This is a genomic window from Planktothrix agardhii (genome assembly GCF_904830935.1).
Classification (GTDB): domain Bacteria; phylum Cyanobacteriota; class Cyanobacteriia; order Cyanobacteriales; family Microcoleaceae; genus Planktothrix; species Planktothrix agardhii.
The window spans coordinates 3,698,914-3,716,697 of sequence record NZ_LR882952.1; the positions used below are offsets into that span (position 1 = coordinate 3,698,914).

The 17,784-nt window shown below is 43.0% G+C and carries 13 protein-coding genes and 1 pseudogene; 6 read left to right on the forward strand and 8 right to left on the reverse strand.

The window, feature by feature from the left end; genetic code table 11:
- Positions 1 to 26 precede the first annotated feature (26 nt).
- The 3 genes and pseudogenes from NMG88_RS17215 to NMG88_RS17225 all read right to left on the reverse strand — a co-directional run.
- Positions 27 to 248, reverse strand: a pseudogene (locus tag NMG88_RS17215) (serine O-acetyltransferase); the annotation flags it as partial.
- Between the two features lie 353 nt (positions 249 to 601).
- On the reverse strand, positions 602 to 2,752 hold the full coding sequence (locus NMG88_RS17220; RefSeq protein WP_027250159.1) for a polyribonucleotide nucleotidyltransferase: 2,151 nt from the start codon (positions 2,750 to 2,752) through the stop codon (positions 602 to 604).
- 538 nt (positions 2,753 to 3,290) lie between these two features.
- Positions 3,291 to 5,279, reverse strand: coding sequence for a protein kinase domain-containing protein (locus tag NMG88_RS17225; RefSeq protein ID WP_254035822.1), 1,989 nt, complete (start codon positions 5,277 to 5,279; stop codon positions 3,291 to 3,293).
- 185 nt (positions 5,280 to 5,464) lie between these two features.
- Here NMG88_RS17225 and NMG88_RS17230 point away from each other — a divergent pair, with 185 nt between their 5' ends.
- The 4 genes from NMG88_RS17230 to NMG88_RS17245 all read left to right on the forward strand — a co-directional run bounded on the left by NMG88_RS17230 (position 5,465) and on the right by NMG88_RS17245 (position 8,238).
- Positions 5,465 to 6,457 carry a ribose-phosphate pyrophosphokinase gene (locus NMG88_RS17230; protein WP_027250157.1) on the forward strand — a complete coding sequence of 331 codons (993 nt, stop codon included), beginning with the start codon at positions 5,465 to 5,467 and terminating at the stop codon, positions 6,455 to 6,457.
- Between the two features lie 120 nt (positions 6,458 to 6,577).
- Positions 6,578 to 7,000, forward strand: coding sequence for a hypothetical protein (locus NMG88_RS17235; protein ID WP_235751387.1), 423 nt, complete (start codon positions 6,578 to 6,580; stop codon positions 6,998 to 7,000).
- Positions 7,001 to 7,082: 82 nt separating this feature from the next.
- On the forward strand, positions 7,083 to 8,018 hold the full coding sequence (locus NMG88_RS17240; RefSeq protein WP_027250155.1) for an NAD-dependent epimerase/dehydratase family protein: 936 nt from the start codon (positions 7,083 to 7,085) through the stop codon (positions 8,016 to 8,018).
- 25 nt (positions 8,019 to 8,043) lie between these two features.
- Entirely contained in the window at positions 8,044 to 8,238 is a 195-nt protein-coding gene (locus NMG88_RS17245) for a tetratricopeptide repeat protein (protein ID WP_158295759.1), read from the forward strand.
- A gap of 15 nt (positions 8,239 to 8,253) precedes the next feature.
- Here the strand turns inward: NMG88_RS17245 and rsfS are convergent, their stop codons facing one another.
- Positions 8,254 to 8,670, reverse strand: coding sequence for a ribosome silencing factor (rsfS, locus tag NMG88_RS17250; protein ID WP_027250154.1), 417 nt, complete (start codon positions 8,668 to 8,670; stop codon positions 8,254 to 8,256).
- A gap of 463 nt (positions 8,671 to 9,133) precedes the next feature.
- Here rsfS and rimI point away from each other — a divergent pair, with 463 nt between their 5' ends.
- Entirely contained in the window at positions 9,134 to 9,751 is a 618-nt protein-coding gene (rimI, locus tag NMG88_RS17255; RefSeq protein ID WP_026785488.1) for a ribosomal protein S18-alanine N-acetyltransferase, read from the forward strand.
- A 396-nt stretch (positions 9,752 to 10,147) separates the two neighbouring features.
- A complete protein-coding gene (locus NMG88_RS17260) occupies positions 10,148 to 12,625 on the forward strand; it encodes an ATP-dependent Clp protease ATP-binding subunit (protein WP_042153862.1) in 2,478 nt (825 codons plus the stop codon).
- 121 nt (positions 12,626 to 12,746) lie between these two features.
- Here the strand turns inward: NMG88_RS17260 and NMG88_RS17265 are convergent, their stop codons facing one another.
- The 4 genes from NMG88_RS17265 to NMG88_RS17280 all read right to left on the reverse strand — a co-directional run bounded on the left by NMG88_RS17265 (position 12,747) and on the right by NMG88_RS17280 (position 17,405).
- Positions 12,747 to 13,190 (reverse strand): retroviral-like aspartic protease family protein, encoded by a 444-nt coding sequence (locus NMG88_RS17265; protein ID WP_042153861.1) that lies wholly within the window; start codon positions 13,188 to 13,190, stop codon positions 12,747 to 12,749.
- A 148-nt stretch (positions 13,191 to 13,338) separates the two neighbouring features.
- A complete protein-coding gene (locus tag NMG88_RS17270) occupies positions 13,339 to 14,451 on the reverse strand; it encodes a hypothetical protein (protein WP_042153858.1) in 1,113 nt (370 codons plus the stop codon).
- Positions 14,452 to 14,462: 11 nt separating this feature from the next.
- On the reverse strand, positions 14,463 to 15,191 hold the full coding sequence (locus NMG88_RS17275; protein ID WP_235759218.1) for a hypothetical protein: 729 nt from the start codon (positions 15,189 to 15,191) through the stop codon (positions 14,463 to 14,465).
- A gap of 39 nt (positions 15,192 to 15,230) precedes the next feature.
- Positions 15,231 to 17,405: a dynamin family protein gene (locus NMG88_RS17280; RefSeq protein ID WP_227397756.1), complete on the reverse strand. Its 2,175-nt coding sequence runs from the start codon at positions 17,403 to 17,405 to the stop codon at positions 15,231 to 15,233.
- Positions 17,406 to 17,784 lie beyond the last annotated feature (379 nt).

The window sequence follows — 17,784 nt, forward strand, 5'->3', positions numbered from 1 at the left end:
CCCAATTAAGTGTTTAACGCAATCGTTTATTCTGGATTTTTAGAAGATTTTGAAGAAATTATTTTAGCCGGAATTCCAACAACAGTTTGACCCGATGACACATCCGAAAGCACAACCGCATTGGCTCCAATACAAACATCATCTCCAATGGTTAAATCCCCTAAAATCTTGGCTCCTGCACCAATATTAACCCGTTTTCCTAACTTGGGAGCATCGAAAGGTTTATCTAAATAACGATTTCCTATTGATTAATATTTTTATTAAAATATAACTAATTCAGTAATAGCAAAAGCGATTGGACAATTAAGCGAAGATTATTTAGCACGTTTTTCCATCCGTGTTCATGATTCTATTGTTAATAATCAAAAAAATCAATATAATTACCTGTCTTTATTTGATTGGGCTAGATACGAGAATCCCACCCCTTTAGCGTAGCGTAGGGGTAGGAGTGTCAATTTCTTGTACATCAGGTTCAATTTGAGGAATTAATTGGAGAGTCAAATCGAATCCCCAATTTTGTAAAATATGCTGCTTTTTCAGGGGAATTTAGGGGGATCTAGTCTAGGATAAAAACACAGATCCATTACCCATTCCCCCTAACCTATTTCGCCCCTGCCGCCCGTGCAGCCGCAGCTTCATCGGGGTGAATATTCAGACGGGTCAGATTAATCCGACCTTTACTGTCAATTTCCCGAACTTTGACAATCACTTCATCCCCGACGGAGACTTCATCCTCCACCCGAGGAACCCGATAATCTGCTAACTGGGAAATATGAATCATCCCTTCCTTACCAGGAAGTAATTCCACAAATGCCCCAATCGGGATAATCCGAGTAATTCGGCCCACATACACATCCCCGGTATTCAGTTTGCGAGTCATGCCTTGAATGATTTGATAGGCGCGAGCCGCATTTTCGCTATCGGTGGAAGCAATTGTTACCGTACCATCATCATCAATATCAATTTTGACTCCGGTTTCTTCGGTAATCCCCTTAATGGTTTTCCCTCCAGGCCCAATCACCAAACCAATCAAATCGGGATCGATTTTTAAGGTTAATAACCGAGGAGCGTAGGGAGACAAATCCGAACGAGGTTTGCCAATTACCTCCAACATTTTTTCTAGGATATGCAGTCGGGCTGGTTTAGCTTGATGAATGGCATCCGCCACCGTCTTCATCGGCAACCCGGTGATTTTCATATCCATTTGTAGGGCAGTGACTCCGGTATCTGTCCCCGCCACCTTGAAATCCATATCTCCTAAAAAGTCCTCGATTCCTTGGATATCAGTGAGAATCCGAACTTCTTCCCCTTCTTTAATTAATCCCATCGCCGCCCCACTCACGGGTTTAGAAATCGGAACCCCGGCATCCATCAACGCCAGAGTCGAGCCACAGACCGAACCCATAGAAGTTGAACCGTTAGAAGATAAGACCTCTGAAACCACCCGAATCACATAGGGAAACTGATCCTTAGAAGGTAATACCGGAACTAAGGCCCGTTCCGCTAAAGCTCCATGACCAATTTCCCTACGTCCAGGCGATCGCATGGGTTTAGTTTCCCCAACCGAATAAGGGGGAAAATTGTAGTGGTGCATATAGCGTTTTTCTTCCTGGGGATGCAAGTCATCCAAATCCTGAGCATCTCCGGGCGTCCCTAAAGTGGCAATTGACAACACTTGAGTTAAACCGCGATTAAACAAACCGCTACCATGTACCCGTTTCGGTAAACAACTGACCTTACAAGATACCGGACGCACCTGATCCAAGCTACGACCATCCACCCGCACGCTATCTTCAACAATTTGCTGACGCATCAAGGTTTTGGTGATGTCCTTGAAAATCTGACTCACCAACTTAGAATCCTCAGCCACCGCCACCCGGAGTGGATCATCTGCGGGTAGAGTTTCAATCGGAGCAATCACCTCACTTTCCTTGATTTTATCTAGGTTGGCATCCCGGGCGGTTTTATCCAGATCATGTTGTTTGAGAACCTGTTTAACCGGGAGAGTGACGCGATCGCGGACAAACTGGATTAACCCCTGATTTCCTTCGGGGGGCTCTCCGGGTTTGACCTCAATTCCTAAGTCCCGCATTAATTCCTCTTGGGCCTTGATTAAATCACAAACCGCTTCATAACCAAAGTCGATCGCTTCGATAATATCCTGTTCCGGTAGTTGGTTCGCACCCGCTTCCACCATCACCACGCCATCAGGGGAACCCGCCACGACTAAATCTAAATCCCCATTTTTGACTTCCCGGTAAGTCGGATTGATAATAAAGTCATCTCCGACTAACCCAACTCGTACCGCAGCCATCGGGCCAAAAAAGGGAATTCTTGCCAAGATCACCGCTACAGAAGCACCCGTCACCGCTAAAACATCCGGGGGTACTTGTTCATCCATCGACAGAGTTGTGGCCACAACCTGAATATCATCCCGCAACCAATGGGGAATCAGAGGACGTAAGGGACGGTCAATCAAACGACTGGTTAAGGTAACGCGATCGGGTGGACGACCTTCCCTGCGTAAGAATCCCCCTGGAATTCTTCCCCCCGCGTACAGTCGCTCCTCATAGTCCACCAACAAGGGCAGAAAGTCCAATCCGGGTCTACCTTCGGCGCGAGTCGCAGTCACTAGAACTGATGTATCTCCAGACTCGATTAATACGGCTCCACCTGCCTGTGGCGCAAGTAAACCTATTTTGAGTCGAATATCCCTTCCATCAAAGGATATCGACTTAATGATCTCTTCCATGTATTTTATCTTCCTTCTTCTTCCACTATTCTCTCTCTGTCGCCATCGTAACACGGTGATGAGCACGGGTAGGGAGTAGTAAACCCTCACAATCAACCCTTAGTCATGAACAGTTAAGAATTTTCTAGTCGCGATTTCACAAGCAACAGAGGGAGTTTTAAAGTTGGACTGAGGTTTCTGATCTTCAATCTCATCCGACCTCATCAATTGAGGTTGATTTTGACTGATCTTTGTGTTTTAGAAACCTAAGTTCAGCTTTTTATTATAGTTGCTGACCCTCTCAATGAAATAATTCTGCGTTCTAACCTTTCAAAAATCCCCCCCTTTGTCGAGCTAAAGCCACATTAGCCACCGCCTGAGCGATCGCATTGCACCTTAAAATATTTGATCAACGTGAGTTCGATGGAGTGCGATCGCGATAAAACAGACGACTATATTGCAGGAACTTTATGTAGCAGCCGATGCCGCCCTATACCAAGCTAAGGCAATGGGACGAAATCGAGTATTGGTATCGGGTCAGGTAGGTTTAGATTCAGTTTCACTGAACGGGACTCGGTGCTAGGGTTCCTTCCTTGGCAGGTTCCGGGGTGGGACTTGGTTCTAAGGTTGGTTCCGGGGTAGGTTCGGGTGTAGGTTGTGGAGTAGGTTCGGGTGTAGGTTGTGGAGTAGGTTCGGGTGTAGGTTCGGGCGTGGGTTGGGGTGTGGGCTGTGGTGTGGGCTGTGGTGTGGGTTGGGGTGTGGGTTGTGGTGTGGGTTGTGGTGTGGGTTGGGGTGCTGGTGCAAAAGTTGGCTGAGGTATCGGTTCAGGTTCAGGTGCAAAAGTTGGTTGAGGTATCGGTTCAGGTTCAGCAGAGGGAATGGGTTCAGGTACCGGTTCCGGGGGGGTAATCGGGGTACGGGTATTAATTAAAGTCAGTTTTAACTCATAGTTGCTTTCGGGTAGTCCAGGAATATTCAGAATCACCGTATAATCCCCGCTTAAAGGGAGAGTTCCCTGCCATGAAGATACCGATGTGGGTTGATTAATTGTTTGTCCATCTGGGCCAACCAAGGTTAATAACACTCCATCTCCACTGACAGACGCATAAAACTGTTGTCCCGCTTCCGCAGGAACCACATAATTAATAGTTTGATTCGCCTTGAGATTACCCTTAAACACCTGTAACTCATCAACAGCCAAATTTAGGCGTTCTGTGGAGGATGTTGGCACCCCTGCTGGAGTCGTTGTCGGAAGCGGGGATGGTAAATTCGGAGGCGGTGTCAAGTTTGGTAATGGTATTCCGGGTAAGGGAATAGACGGACTCGCGCTGGGCGGATTCACCTGGGAAGACTTATCATCAGGGGAACGATCATTGGCTTTAAGCAATCCTTTTACTAAAGCCCAGGAACCCCAAGCCGCTAAACAAGCGACCAAAACACCCACCACGATTATCGTTGCGGGTTTTTCCCAGATAGGTTGAGATCCCAAAACATCAGGGTCAGGAAGTTGGGGATTGTTGGGAACCACAGGACTATGATTATTCTGGGCTCGCTGTTGTACCTGTGGAGTTACTAACGGCCGTCCTACCGCCAGGGTGGGAAGTTGAGAAAAATCGGGGTTAGAAGTTTGGGGAGTCGGTACAGGAGTCGGACGCGGTTGATTTTGCTGTGTTGGGGGAAAATTCAACGGCTGATTTAGGGTTTGTAGGGCTTGTTCAACTTCTGGGGCCGATTGATAGCGATCGCTCGGTTGCTGACTTAACATTTTATCAATAATTTGAGCAAAATTAGAACTAACCTGAGTATAGGGTCGCCAATTCCAAGATAAAGTCGTTTGATCTAATAAATATTGGGGTTCTTGCCCGGTTAATAAAACAATTGCCGTCACCGCTAAAGCATATAAATCACTACTGGGAAACGCCTGTCCGGTTTGAATTTGTTCAAAAGGTGCATAGCCTAATTTTCCCACCCGAGTCGCCGGAGGTAAGGTTAAATCCGGGGTATTAATTCGGGTAGCTAATTCAATCACCACCCCAAAATCAATTAATATCGGGAGTTGATCTTGATAACGTAAAATAATATTATCAGGAGAAATATCTCGATGAATAATTCCTAAATTATGAATATGAGCTAAAATCGGCAACATTTGCCTTAAAAACAGCACAATTTCTGCCTCTGTAAAGGTTTTTGGAAACCCAGAAGTGGTATTTTTTCGCTCCATTAATAGGGCGTGATAAGTTTTGCCCTCCACATAATCTTGAACTAAAAATAACCGTTGGTTTTCTTCAAAAACCGCTCCAAATTGTGGGATTTGAGCATGACGAATTTGGTAGAGAATTTGCGCTTCCCTGCGGAATAGTTCTTGGGACTTTTGTAGAGCGTAGGTTCCAGTTTGGACAGGAATAAATTCCTTCAGGGCGCAGCGCTCGTTAAACCTTCCTTGATCTTCAGCTAAATAGGTACGACCAAAACCCCCCTGACCTAAAATGCTAATCAAGCGGTAACGGTTTTGCAGAATTGTTCCAACGGGAATAGCAGTTTGAGTCATGCGTAAATGGAGATGAGTATTGGGAAAAACCACTAATAAAAAATTAATTCCTTATATTATAAGGCTTAGGCACAATCCTCAAGGTTAACACTGATAACAGACTACCGATTATGGATTACCGATTACCGATAAATTCATGATAAAATTGTGACAAATGAACTGTGAATGAACTGTGAGGGTTAGCTGTGATCCGTTCTGCTATATTGCCCCTTCCTTATTCTGAGCCATTGGTTGCTGATCATGGTCGGTTACGACTATTTTCGGGGTCGGCAAATATTCCTCTTTCCCTAGAGGTAAGCCGTTATTTAGGAATTGACTTAGGGCCAATGGTTCGTAAGCGATTCGCTGATGGAGAAATTTACATCCAGATTCAAGAGTCCATTCGAGGCTGTGATGTTTATTTGATTCAACCCTGCTGTTATCCGGTCAATGACAACCTAATGGAGTTATTGATCATGATTGACGCCTGTAAACGGGCTTCTGCTCGTCAAATTACAGCCGTTATCCCTTATTACGGATATGCTAGAGCCGATCGCAAAACCGCAGGTCGTGAGTCAATCACCGCAAAATTAGTGGCCAACTTGATTACTGAAGCGGGTGCTAGTCGGATTCTGGCCATGGATTTACACTCAGCCCAGATTCAAGGGTATTTCGACATTCCGGTTGATCATGTCTATGGTTCTCCGGTAATTTTGGATTACCTGATCAGCAAACAGTTACCCGATCTGGTGGTTGTTTCCCCTGATGTCGGTGGAGTCGCCAGGGCTAGAGCTTTTGCTAAAAAACTCAATGACGCACCCCTAGCGATTATTGATAAACGCCGTCAAGCCCATAATGTCGCCGAAGTTCTGAATGTAATTGGTGATGTTAAGGGTAAAACCGCCGTTTTAGTCGATGACATGATTGACACGGCTGGAACGATTTGTGAAGGCGCTCGTTTACTCCGTCGAGAAGGAGCGCGTCAAGTCTACGCCTGCGCCACCCATGCGGTCTTCTCTCCCCCTGCCATCGAACGTCTATCGAGTGGGTTACTTGAGGAAGTCATTGTGACTAATACAATTCCGATCATACCTGAGAAACAGTTTGAACAGTTAAAGGTTTTATCTGTTGCTAATTTGGTCGGTGAAACGATTTGGCGGATACATGAAGATAGCTCTGTGAGCAGTATGTTCCGTTAATTAAGTATCCGCATGATCAGTAATCAGTGATCAGTAATCAGTGATCAGTTATGCTCGGTGAAATCCATGATCAAATTCCCTAATCCTTTCCATCCTTTTTTGTTAACAGGTTGTTTCGGTATGGGGATTATTTTTTTATCCCTGTCCTCCGTTCAAGCTCAAGATCCAATTGATATTCCAGTACCCGTAATTCAGGGAACTCCCGCCCAAACCTATACCCCTGGGGCTTGGCAACCCGTAGCCAGAATTAATCCTAATCAACCGATAACTGTTACCATTACGAATCAAACCGGATATAATTTAGAAACGGGATTAACTACCGGAAAAACGAATACTCAAATTGCTCCAGGGGGCCAATTTACAATTAATAATGTTCCGGTTAATTCTGATATTGTCATTAATTCTATCGCTAGAGCCGCCGTTCTGGATTATAGAATTGATGTGCAAAATAATCAGGTTAATGTCACCGTAAAAACGGCGGCTGGTGTTGCCGGAGATAATGCAATTAATATTCAAAATACCGGGGCAATTTATATTTATTAATTGTTGGTTTTAGACCGGAATTTTTTTCGTAGTGAGGCGTTCACGCCTCTATGGAATTATTGAAATTTTTTAGGAGATAAAAATGCGAATTTTAATCATGGGTGGAACCCGATTTATCGGGGTTTATTTAACTAAAATATTAGTTAAACAAGGGCATGAAGTCGTTCTATTTAATCGTGGTAAAAAACCTGCACCCGTTGAAGGAATTAAACAAATTCATGGCGATCGCACCGATGCTAACCAAATTCAAGAAAAACTTGCTAACGAACAATTTGATGCCATTTTTGATAATAATGGACGAGAACTAAATGATACAAAACCCCTCGCAGATTTATTTAAAGATCGGGTACAACATTTTATTTATATGAGTTCGGCGGGAGTGTATTTAAAATCTGATCAAATGCCCCATATTGAAGGGGATGCAACTGACCCGAAAAGTCGTCATTTAGGTAAATACGAAACCGAGAGTTATTTGCAAGCCCAAAATTTACCCTGGACATCAATTCGCCCTACCTATATTTATGGGCCATTAAATTATAATCCCTTAGAATCGTGGTTTTTTGATCGGATTGTGGCGGGTCGTCCAATTCCAATTCCGGGGAATGGATTTCACCTCACCCAGTTAGGTCATGTCAAGGATTTAGCCACCGCAATGGCCGCGGTTTTAGGGAATCAAAACGCTATTGGTCAGGTATATAATATCTCAGGAGAACGTTATGTTACCTTCGATGGTTTAGCTAAGGCCTGTGCTATTGCTGCGGGGAAATCATTGGATACAATTCAACTGATTCATTACGATCCTAAACAGTTTGATTTTGGCAAACGTAAAGCATTTCCGATGCGAGTTCAACACTTTTTTGCTGATGTGCATAAAGCTATCCAAGATTTAAACTGGACACCCGAATTTGATTTAATTTCCGGTTTAAAAGATTCCTTTGAAAATGATTATTTAGCCCGAGGTTTAGATCAAACAGAAGTTGATTTTTCAACCGATGATGAAATTATCGCTAATCGTTAAAAAAAGAAGCTATCGAGGTAACTCTTTGTACCGTCGCGGTAATGCTTTAGGGAACTTAAAGCATTACCAAGAGGCTATTTCTTCATATCAAAAAGCCTTACAATATCGTCCAGATTATCCAGCAGCAAAGGAAGCGAAAGAAAAGGTAGAAAAAGAAATTCAAGCATTGAATAGTCAAATAAATCCTACGAGTCAGACGGATGATGCTTCTTCTCAATAGGATTTTAGAGTTTAATTAATCCGATTGCCAATTGACTCGCTCGGCGTGACCCCAGAATGCCTCTAATTTATAGAAATCCCGTCCTTGAGGTAACAAAATATGGACAATCACATCACCATAATCCATTAAAACCCAGTTGCCCTCGCCTTGGCCTTCGACTCTCAGGGGAAGTCGTTCTAATTCTATTTCTACTTGGTCTGAAATCGCTTGAGAAATTCCCCGGAGTTGAGCTTGGGAAAAACCGGTTACAATTACAAAATAATCCGCTAAATAAGAGACTTCTGACACACACAGAACCAGAATATTATCTGCTTTCCGGTCATCTGCGGCTCGGGCTGCGACTAGGGCAGTTTCCCGACTGGTATGCTCATCAACATTAGCGCCAGATATCATTTGCTTAGAAGCATATTGGGTTTGGGCATGATCAACCATTCAGTTTTTTTTCCTCATAAATCAAGGGTAACAATCAAATCAAGATATAGCAATCCTACTAAATAGGTTCTAATATTGGCTCCTTGCTGTGCCTGGGTTTCAGGCCCATTTATTCCTATAACTCAAATAGGATTGCTATATAGTGATTATTGTAATCATTATTTTCGATTTTGGAAGATTCAGTTTTAGGAAAAAACCCAATAGGAGTCGGTTGACACTCTCAGGTCTAAAGACACGCTCGTTTTCAATCTCTCAAATATCTTTATACGGTGACTAATTGGGCAGTAGTTTACTATGGGCAAAGGGTTTTAAATCTTAATTTAAAAAAAATATTTGAGTTAATGGAATATTCAGATCTTGTTATCCGTTTTAATCCAAGTATGAAATTACTATTCGATCATAATCTCTAGTTATTCAATGCGTTACAATAGAATAGAAGGTTAGTTAGAAGATGTTCGTTTAAATGGGAAAACAATATTTAGAACTAAAACCGTTAACAGAAAATCAACTTTCTGCTGTGGTGGAACTCGATCAACGGTGTTTAGGGGGACTTTGGACAAAAGACGGTTATCAACGGGAAATAGATAGTCCGAATAGTGATTTAATTATCTGGAAACCGGAACAAGAAATAGGGAATAGTGAACATAAAAAAGAAGAGTTTCAATTACCTAAAATAGAATTAAATCATGGAGGAAATTCAGGGAATGAATTAATCGGAATTGGTTGTTTGTGGGCAATATTAGAGGAAGCTCATATTACTATTTTAGCGATTGATCCAGAATATCAAGGCAAAGGTTTAGGTCAGGCGTTATTATTTCAATTATTAGTATCGGCTTGGAAACGTAAACTAGAACGAGCCACCCTAGAGGTGAAAGTTTCTAATCAACCTGCGATTAATTTATATAAGAAATTTGGCTTTAAAGAAGCAGGACGTCGTAAAGGATATTATCAAGATACCGGAGAAGATGCCCTAATTTTGTGGCGAGGGGATCTCCATCATCCTCATTTTCCCCAAATTCTGTATCACTGGTATCAAGAAATTTGTTTAAAGTTAACCACGGAGCTTACAAACCCGATCTAAGCTACTACGGTTCTGAAATCAATGTGCTAGAATCCATCAATAAATCAATTAAAATCGAAAGTAATCCTTAGCCTCAACACAGTTGAGGCTATTAGAGAGACAACCTCTATACAGAATCAAAATTAAATTTAGGGTAGGCTGTACCTATTGAAATCTTGATCCCTGTGGGTAGTTTACAGAACTCTCTAGGGCAAGTTGTAGGTCAACGCCAATGGGGAAAACAATTCCGATTGGAAGCAAAACCTGACAACGCCGACCTAGAAACGGATTCAGCGAGAAATTAAAGTCCAAAAATGAACCCTTTCGTTTTTGAGTCAACTTTTTAATTTTTCCGAAGTTAGAAGTCTCACGCTAAAATTAGCGTAACGGGTAAGCAACAGGTGATGGGAATTAGCCATGTTTGAACGCTTCACAGAAAAAGCCATTAAAGTCATCATGTTAGCCCAGGAGGAAGCACGTCGCCTGGGGCATAACTTCGTGGGAACTGAACAGATCCTCCTGGGTCTGATCGGCGAAGGGACAGGCGTTGCAGCCAAAGTCCTGAAATCAATGGGAGTCAATCTCAAAGATGCCAGGATCGAGGTGGAAAAAATCATTGGTCGAGGTTCGGGGTTTGTCGCCGTCGAGATTCCTTTTACCCCTCGCGCCAAAAGAGTTCTGGAACTGTCCCTGGAAGAAGCTCGCCAACTGGGACATAACTATATTGGCACGGAACACCTGCTTCTCGGTCTGATCAGGGAAGGGGAAGGCGTCGCCGCCAGAGTCTTAGAAAACCTGGGGGTTGACCTCTCGAAAGTTCGGACTCAAGTAATTCGGATGTTGGGTGAAACGGCTGAAGTTGCTGCCGGAGGTAGTAGCAGTCGTACCAAGACCCCAACTTTAGATGAGTTTGGATCAAATTTAACCCAAATGGCCGCCGAAGGTAAACTCGATCCGGTGGTCGGTCGCCAAAAAGAAATCGAACGGGTGATCCAAATTCTCGGTCGGCGTACCAAAAATAACCCAGTGTTAATTGGGGAACCGGGTGTTGGTAAAACTGCGATCGCCGAAGGCTTGGCCCAACGCATTGCCACGAACGATATTCCCGATATTTTAGAGGATAAACGGGTTGTCACCTTAGATATTGGGTTACTGGTCGCCGGAACCAAATATCGCGGGGAATTTGAAGAACGGTTGAAAAAAATCATGGATGAAATCCGCACTGCGGGTAACGTCATCCTGGTTATTGATGAAGTCCACACCCTGATCGGGGCGGGGGCGGCCGAAGGTGCCATCGATGCTGCTAATATCCTCAAACCCGCTTTAGCCCGGGGCGAGTTGCAGTGCATCGGGGCGACGACCTTAGATGAATACCGCAAACACATTGAACGGGATGCGGCCTTAGAACGTCGGTTCCAACCCGTGATGGTGGGTGAACCTTCGGTTTCCGAAACCATTGAAATTCTGTTTGGGTTGCGCGAACGTTATGAGCAACACCATAAACTGAAAATTTCCAATGAGGCCCTCGAAGCGGCGGCTAAACTGTCGGATCGTTATATTAGCGATCGCTATTTACCCGATAAGGCCATTGACTTAATGGATGAAGCGGGTTCCCGGGTGCGTTTAATCAATTCCCAACTGCCTCCGGCGGCCAAAGAATTGGACAAAGAACTGCGCCAAGTTCTTAAAGAAAAAGACGAAGCGGTGCGTTCCCAAGACTTTGATCGGGCGGGAGAATTGCGCGATCGGGAAATGGAAATTAAGGCTCAAATTCGGACTATTAGTCAAACCAAGAAAGCCGAAACCACCCGCAGCGAAGACGATAGCCCCATTGTCACCGAAGAAGACATCGCCCAAATTGTGGCCAGTTGGACAGGGGTTCCGGTGAACAAACTCACCGAGTCTGAGTCCGAAAAACTGCTGAATATGGAAGGAACCCTGCACCAACGTTTAATTGGTCAGGATGAAGCGGTTAAAGCCGTTTCCCGTGCCATTCGTCGCGCCCGGGTGGGTCTGAAGAACCCCAACCGACCGATCGCCAGTTTTATCTTCTCTGGGCCGACTGGGGTGGGTAAAACCGAATTAACCAAAGCCTTAGCAGCCTATTTCTTCGGGTCAGAAGAAGCGATGGTGCGCTTGGATATGTCCGAATACATGGAGCGTCACACGGTTTCTAAGTTAATTGGGTCGCCTCCAGGCTATGTGGGATACAACGAAGGCGGACAACTCACCGAAGCGGTGCGTCGGCGTCCCTATACGGTGGTGCTATTTGATGAAATCGAAAAAGCCCACCCCGACGTCTTCAATATGTTGCTGCAAATCTTAGAAGATGGTCGTTTGACCGATGCTAAAGGTCGGACGGTGGACTTCAAGAATACCTTGATCATTATGACGTCTAATATTGGATCGAAGGTGATCGAAAAAGGTGGCGGTGGTTTAGGGTTCGAGTTCTCGGAAAACCAAAACGATGCCCAATATAACCGTATTCGCAACTTGGTTAATGAAGAACTCAAACAATATTTCCGTCCTGAATTCCTCAACCGTTTGGATGAAATTATTGTCTTCCGTCAGTTGAATAAGGAAGAAGTCAAGGAAATTGCCGTGATCCTGTTAAAAGAAGTCTTCGGACGCTTGATCGAAAAAGGCATTACCTTGGAAGTGACGGACAAGTTCAAAGAAAGGTTAGTGGAGGAAGGCTACAACCCCAGTTACGGGGCGCGTCCTCTGCGTCGGGCGATTATGCGGTTACTCGAAGATAGTTTAGCAGAAGAAATTCTGTCTGGACGGATCAAAGAAGGGGATACTGCTGTTGTCGATATCGATGAAAACGCTCAAGTGGTGGTGTCCCAAAGTCTCACCAGTCGGGAATTGTTACCCCAAGGTGCTGAGTCTTAATTCATTTTAATTATATCTTGTTTGAAACCCCTCACCTAACAATTGAGGGGCTTTTTTTGTTGTTGGGCTTTAGCCCCATCTTCGATGTTAGGAAGTTCTTAATTGCTTCCTCCTTCTTCTGCTACAAAATCGTTAAATAAGTTTCTGTTGGACTGATGGGTAACGCCTTCAAGGTTTGATTTTGTAAGTCGATTTCTAACCCCAAAGCTTCTAAAGGTATGACTCCTAAAAGAGCATCTTTACCTCCTGGTAATTCTAAGCACTCGAAGGTTCCTTCCCGCTCAAACATTGATATTTTGGCATCTTGGAAAATTCGGGCTTTACCAATACCCATAGCGGTGGCTACGTCCACTTCTTTAAGGAGTTTTAGCCCCAGTTTGGCGATCGCATCTTGTGGTAAACATAGGGTAGTTGCACCCGTGTCTACTAATACATTTTTGAGGGTAATTGAGCGTATTTGGTCTTCTGATTTAACCCCAGCCTCCGCTAGAATTTGGTCGGCGCGGTTAGTAATTGTTAGAGTAGCGAAAACTTTTCCCATTTCATGGTTGCTTTGAATTTGCATATTTTTCTCCTACTTAAGAGTTGGAGTTATTGCGTTTTTTAATTGTAACTTATTTTGAGGGCGATCGCGTAGGATCAAGAAACCCGATTAGGGGTCAACGGCTGTTGACCCAATTATGCGCGATAACCCTAAAATATCTGGCGGTTATTTATTTTTGAACTCCATTGATACGCTCTATTAAGGGCAAGCCTTTATCAGTAAATTCCTTGGCATAATTAAAGATGTCTTCGATTAGTTTGTCTTTTTGTTTTATAGTTTTTTCTTTGTTAACTATGATGTCTTCCTGATCATTAATTCTTTTATCCTGGTCGGCAATTTTGTCTTCCTGATCGCCAATTGTTTTTTCATTCTGTTCAATTTGTTGTTTTTGCATATTGGGAATATTACTGTAATACAAGTAATGTCCAACTATGCCAATTAATAAACCGATTACAAAAGCGACAATAATTGGTATCCATTTTTTTAGGGGAGAATCTTCTGGACTTCTTTTATCACTTCTTGAAGAGGCTGAAAAAGGTGTCGGTAAACCCGAAGGAGACGTATAAGGAGTTCCAAATTTCCCTTTTTCTGGCTGTGAAGATGTATTAGGATCACGATTAGAATCAGAAGGCTGACCGCGAAAGTTGCCACCTTTATCACCCTCCAATGGAATCCACTCATCATCAGAAATCCCATCGGACAAACCACGCCAAACTTGTTTTTGCTCAAGATTATCTTTAGATACCGTTGAGGATACTACAACTAACATCCCCTCTTGCATGGGCAAACAATACTTTTTCAGTTCGTCAATTAGGCTATCTTTCAAGGCGGATAATTTGCCGATTTTTTTAGAGGAATCAGCGCGGTTATTTTCAACAGACGGAAGATCAAGCTTCTTCGGTTCTAATTCCTCAAAATCGACTTCAAACCCTTGAGTATTATTTTTAGAAAAAACAGCTTGATCGATTTTAGCCGATAACTTGCCATTCAAAGCTTGAATTGAAATCGCCCGCAAGGTTTCTTCATCAGAATTATCACCAACCCACAAAACCGAATTTTTGATTTTCCGAGTCCGGTTATCGATGCGATTTTGCGATTTCAAGGCCGTAACCAATAAAGATAACTGACCATTGGCACGATAAATCACCAAAGAAAAATAATCGCCATCCACCATTTCGAGCATTCGCTTGAAATTATCCGGCAGATTGGAACTTTTCGTTGGATTTTTACCTAACCAGCAATACTCTTTAGAAACCCCTCGGCTTTGTACATAAAGTTCCATGATTAATCTCCTTATAGTTTCAATAACTCTATCCCTTGAACAATCTCAGCTTCATCGGGTCTGGGTTGTGCAAAGCGACTGACGGCATTTCTCAGTTCAGCATTTCGACCAAAAGAATCCAGAATTCTGGTGAATATAGAAGCGCGTCTCTTATCCAGATGTAATTTCAGCAAAAAGCGCAATAGATACCGCAAAGGAACTTCAGTATTTTTCGGCTGATAGGGGTCGCTGGGCTGGCCTTTGCGATAGTAGAAAATTGGCTGATTGTCAATTTCCTCAACTCGTGAAAAAACTACACTGCCAACGGTTTGAACTGGAGTAATCACTACCGCTACTTTTGGCAATAACTTCTCACTCGCAAACTGATTCAGCATTTTCTGATATTCTTCTCTCACCTTTCTAAATAAATCTGGGGGGTTTTGCATATATTTTTCACATTTGACCGGTACCAGAATTACTAAACGAGGTGAATCTAAATCCTTGTAGAGAGTTTTGAATAGATCATTTAATTGCGTGGGCTGATTAAACTCCTCATGGTATTTTCCTCCCTTTTCCATTAAAGCTGGGGTCTCAATGGGAATCAAAACCGCTACGGATTCTCGAATCAATTCTTTAACTTTGTTTTTGTTGTCATCCTGTCCTAACCATCCGCCTGGATAATCTTGAAAATTAATTTCTAAAGCTGGAGGAGTTCCGGTTTGTCCAAACTCAAACTTAAATGAACGTGGGTTAAATGCCATTGACGATCCTCACAACGTTACTTTGGTTTTTTGATGGTTCTACAAATTCTTTAAAGACCCTTCTAAGTCATCGATATGACGAGAAACCGACTTTAAAAGTCTTGACCATTCTTGACTGGCATCAATTTGCTTTTGCAGTTTTTCAAACTCATCCCAAATCTGATGCCGCTTTGGGCCCAAAAATCTTTTCCACTCCTTCCTTGCGCTTTTTGCCCGGAGGACGCGATCGGCAAATTCTTCCACAATGGCAAATGATGCTTGACTCGGTTCTGATAAAAATCCATTTAAAGCATTTTCACAATTGTAAATGGTTTCTTGGTACAGTTCGTTTAAGTGGTCTAAAACATCTTGAGCATTCGCCCCTTCCGTTTTCAAGCCTGCGGTTTTATCCGGGGTTAACGGATCTAATTGCAAGCGAATCCGATGCTGAATTAATCCGCGATAAGACAGATTAAATTCTGATAAAATATCAAACCCTTTTTTCAGTTCCGTATATTTAGAGGGAATTTGACTGGCAACTTCCACCAGAAAGTCTGCCCCACCAACATTTGCCAGACCTCCTAAATCACATTTTTCCACTAAAACCTTAGCCACTTCTGCTTTTGTCCCTTCAATGGTTTCTTTCAATCCTTTATCCATATCTAGGAATTTCAGGGATAGACTCGTTCTCATTTCTATCAAATATTCACTGTAAGTGCTGGCGTAAGATTGTAATTTATTTCGGCGTTTCTTCACTTGTTCAAGCGTGGGCATCTCGACATTTTGCCGACAGTCTTGCAACACTGCCTTAATTTGGTTTTTCAGGTTTTCATCGGGGTTTTCACGAGTTTCAATTAGTTTGTCTATTAAGGCCGTCATTTCATTAGTGATCGTGTTCCAAAACTCATCAAATAAATCATCATATTGAGCCTCTATTTCATTCTGATCGATATGTGGTAGGATTCCCTGTGCTAATTGCAATTGCTGCTTTAAATCAGTGAGACTGGCTTGCAAATCGGTAATTTTTTGTTGAGTGTAATTCCGATCTAGTTGAGTGACATTTGATCGCAGATTATCCAGAACTGCCTGAAGCACTTTGTTATTGGCATCTTCTGGAGAAGAACAATCAGCAATCACCCAATCCAAGACGGGCATTTTCACCGTTTCCGAATCAATATCTCGTTTCAGAGAACGGCAACTTTCCCGATTTTCGCCATTGCGATCAGCATTGAGGACAAAAATAGACCGAGAAGGCAAATTGTTTAAAGCTTTATTCGCCAAATCATATAATTTTGTGTCGCTTTGCTCGAAGTTTGCCCGGTCTTTGGACGGCTTGCGAATAAATAGAATAAAATCCACTTCTTGAGCTAGGGCTTCAATGACTAAACTCTCATCTCCTAAGCGAAAATCCCCTAAACCGGGGACATCTACTAAAGCGATCGCGCCAATTTCATCAACCGGAAAAGCACAAGAGATTTTAACGTGCTTCACCGCCAAACATTCATGGTTAATCAGTTGATAGTCCTGATTATATTTTGATGCCACATAATTAGAAATATCTGACTGATCTTGAATTGTTAAATAACCACGCCCCAAGTGTTCTTGATATTTTTTCCCGTTGCTGTGATAATCATCTTTCAGACGGTTATAAATATTAATGTCAGTTTGATCCGCGTCAGTGGGTAAATTGGGAATGGCTCTATGGGCAAACGCTTCAAAAGAATTGGGAACTGGGGTGAGTCCGAGTTTCTTATAATAGGGAGTGATTATCTCGATTAAAAAAGATTCGTGATCGTGAAATTGAATTTCTGCGGTAGTCAAATTCCCAGCTTTATGAGAAATGGTGCTTCGCGCTGCGGTGCAAGCTTTCCCTTGCATTGCCGGAATCACCTCATTTTTTAGTCCACTCAAACTCTGCAACAGGGTGCTTTTGCCTTGTCCCATCCGACCAATTACCCCAATATTTAGGGTTTTACGAGAAAATCTCCCCTGGAGTCTACCCAGTGATGTCAAGTGTTCCCTGATGTTTTCCTCAAAACTGGCAAAATCCAGTGTTTGGAGTTTAGACTTGGTGGCTTCATCTCCTGACCAATGCAGAAGCTGGCGATCTCGCTCTTGTTCTAATCGCTGGAGCGAAGCATAAAGCGATGATAACCCCGTTTCAATATCTGTCAGCTTTTTGGCGAGGGGCTGACGTTGGCCAATAATGCTCTGAATTTCTTGGCTCTTGTTCATGCTAGTATATTTATATTCATGTACATAGGTTAACTTTAGTTAGACATTATACCAGAAAGTATCCTTGGGAGTTCATGAAGCAAATTTATTCAACTTCTCTTAACCCCAAAACTACTCACAGAAACTTAGTTTCTTGCACGTTGCTAAAATAACGTGAATTCGATGGGCGTCTCTGCATCCTTGCTATTATTAAAAGAGATATTGAGCGAATTTGCTCTGGTAAAATTGTCCCATCTTCTGCTCGAATTTGGTCGGCGCGGTTAGTGATTGTTAGATCCGATAGTCCGTGCTCAGAGAGTATAATAATCTTGTTGCAGAGGATTGAACAAAAGTTTTACTCAAAGGCAAAAAAAAGTTATCCATTGCTGTTAGGTTGCTC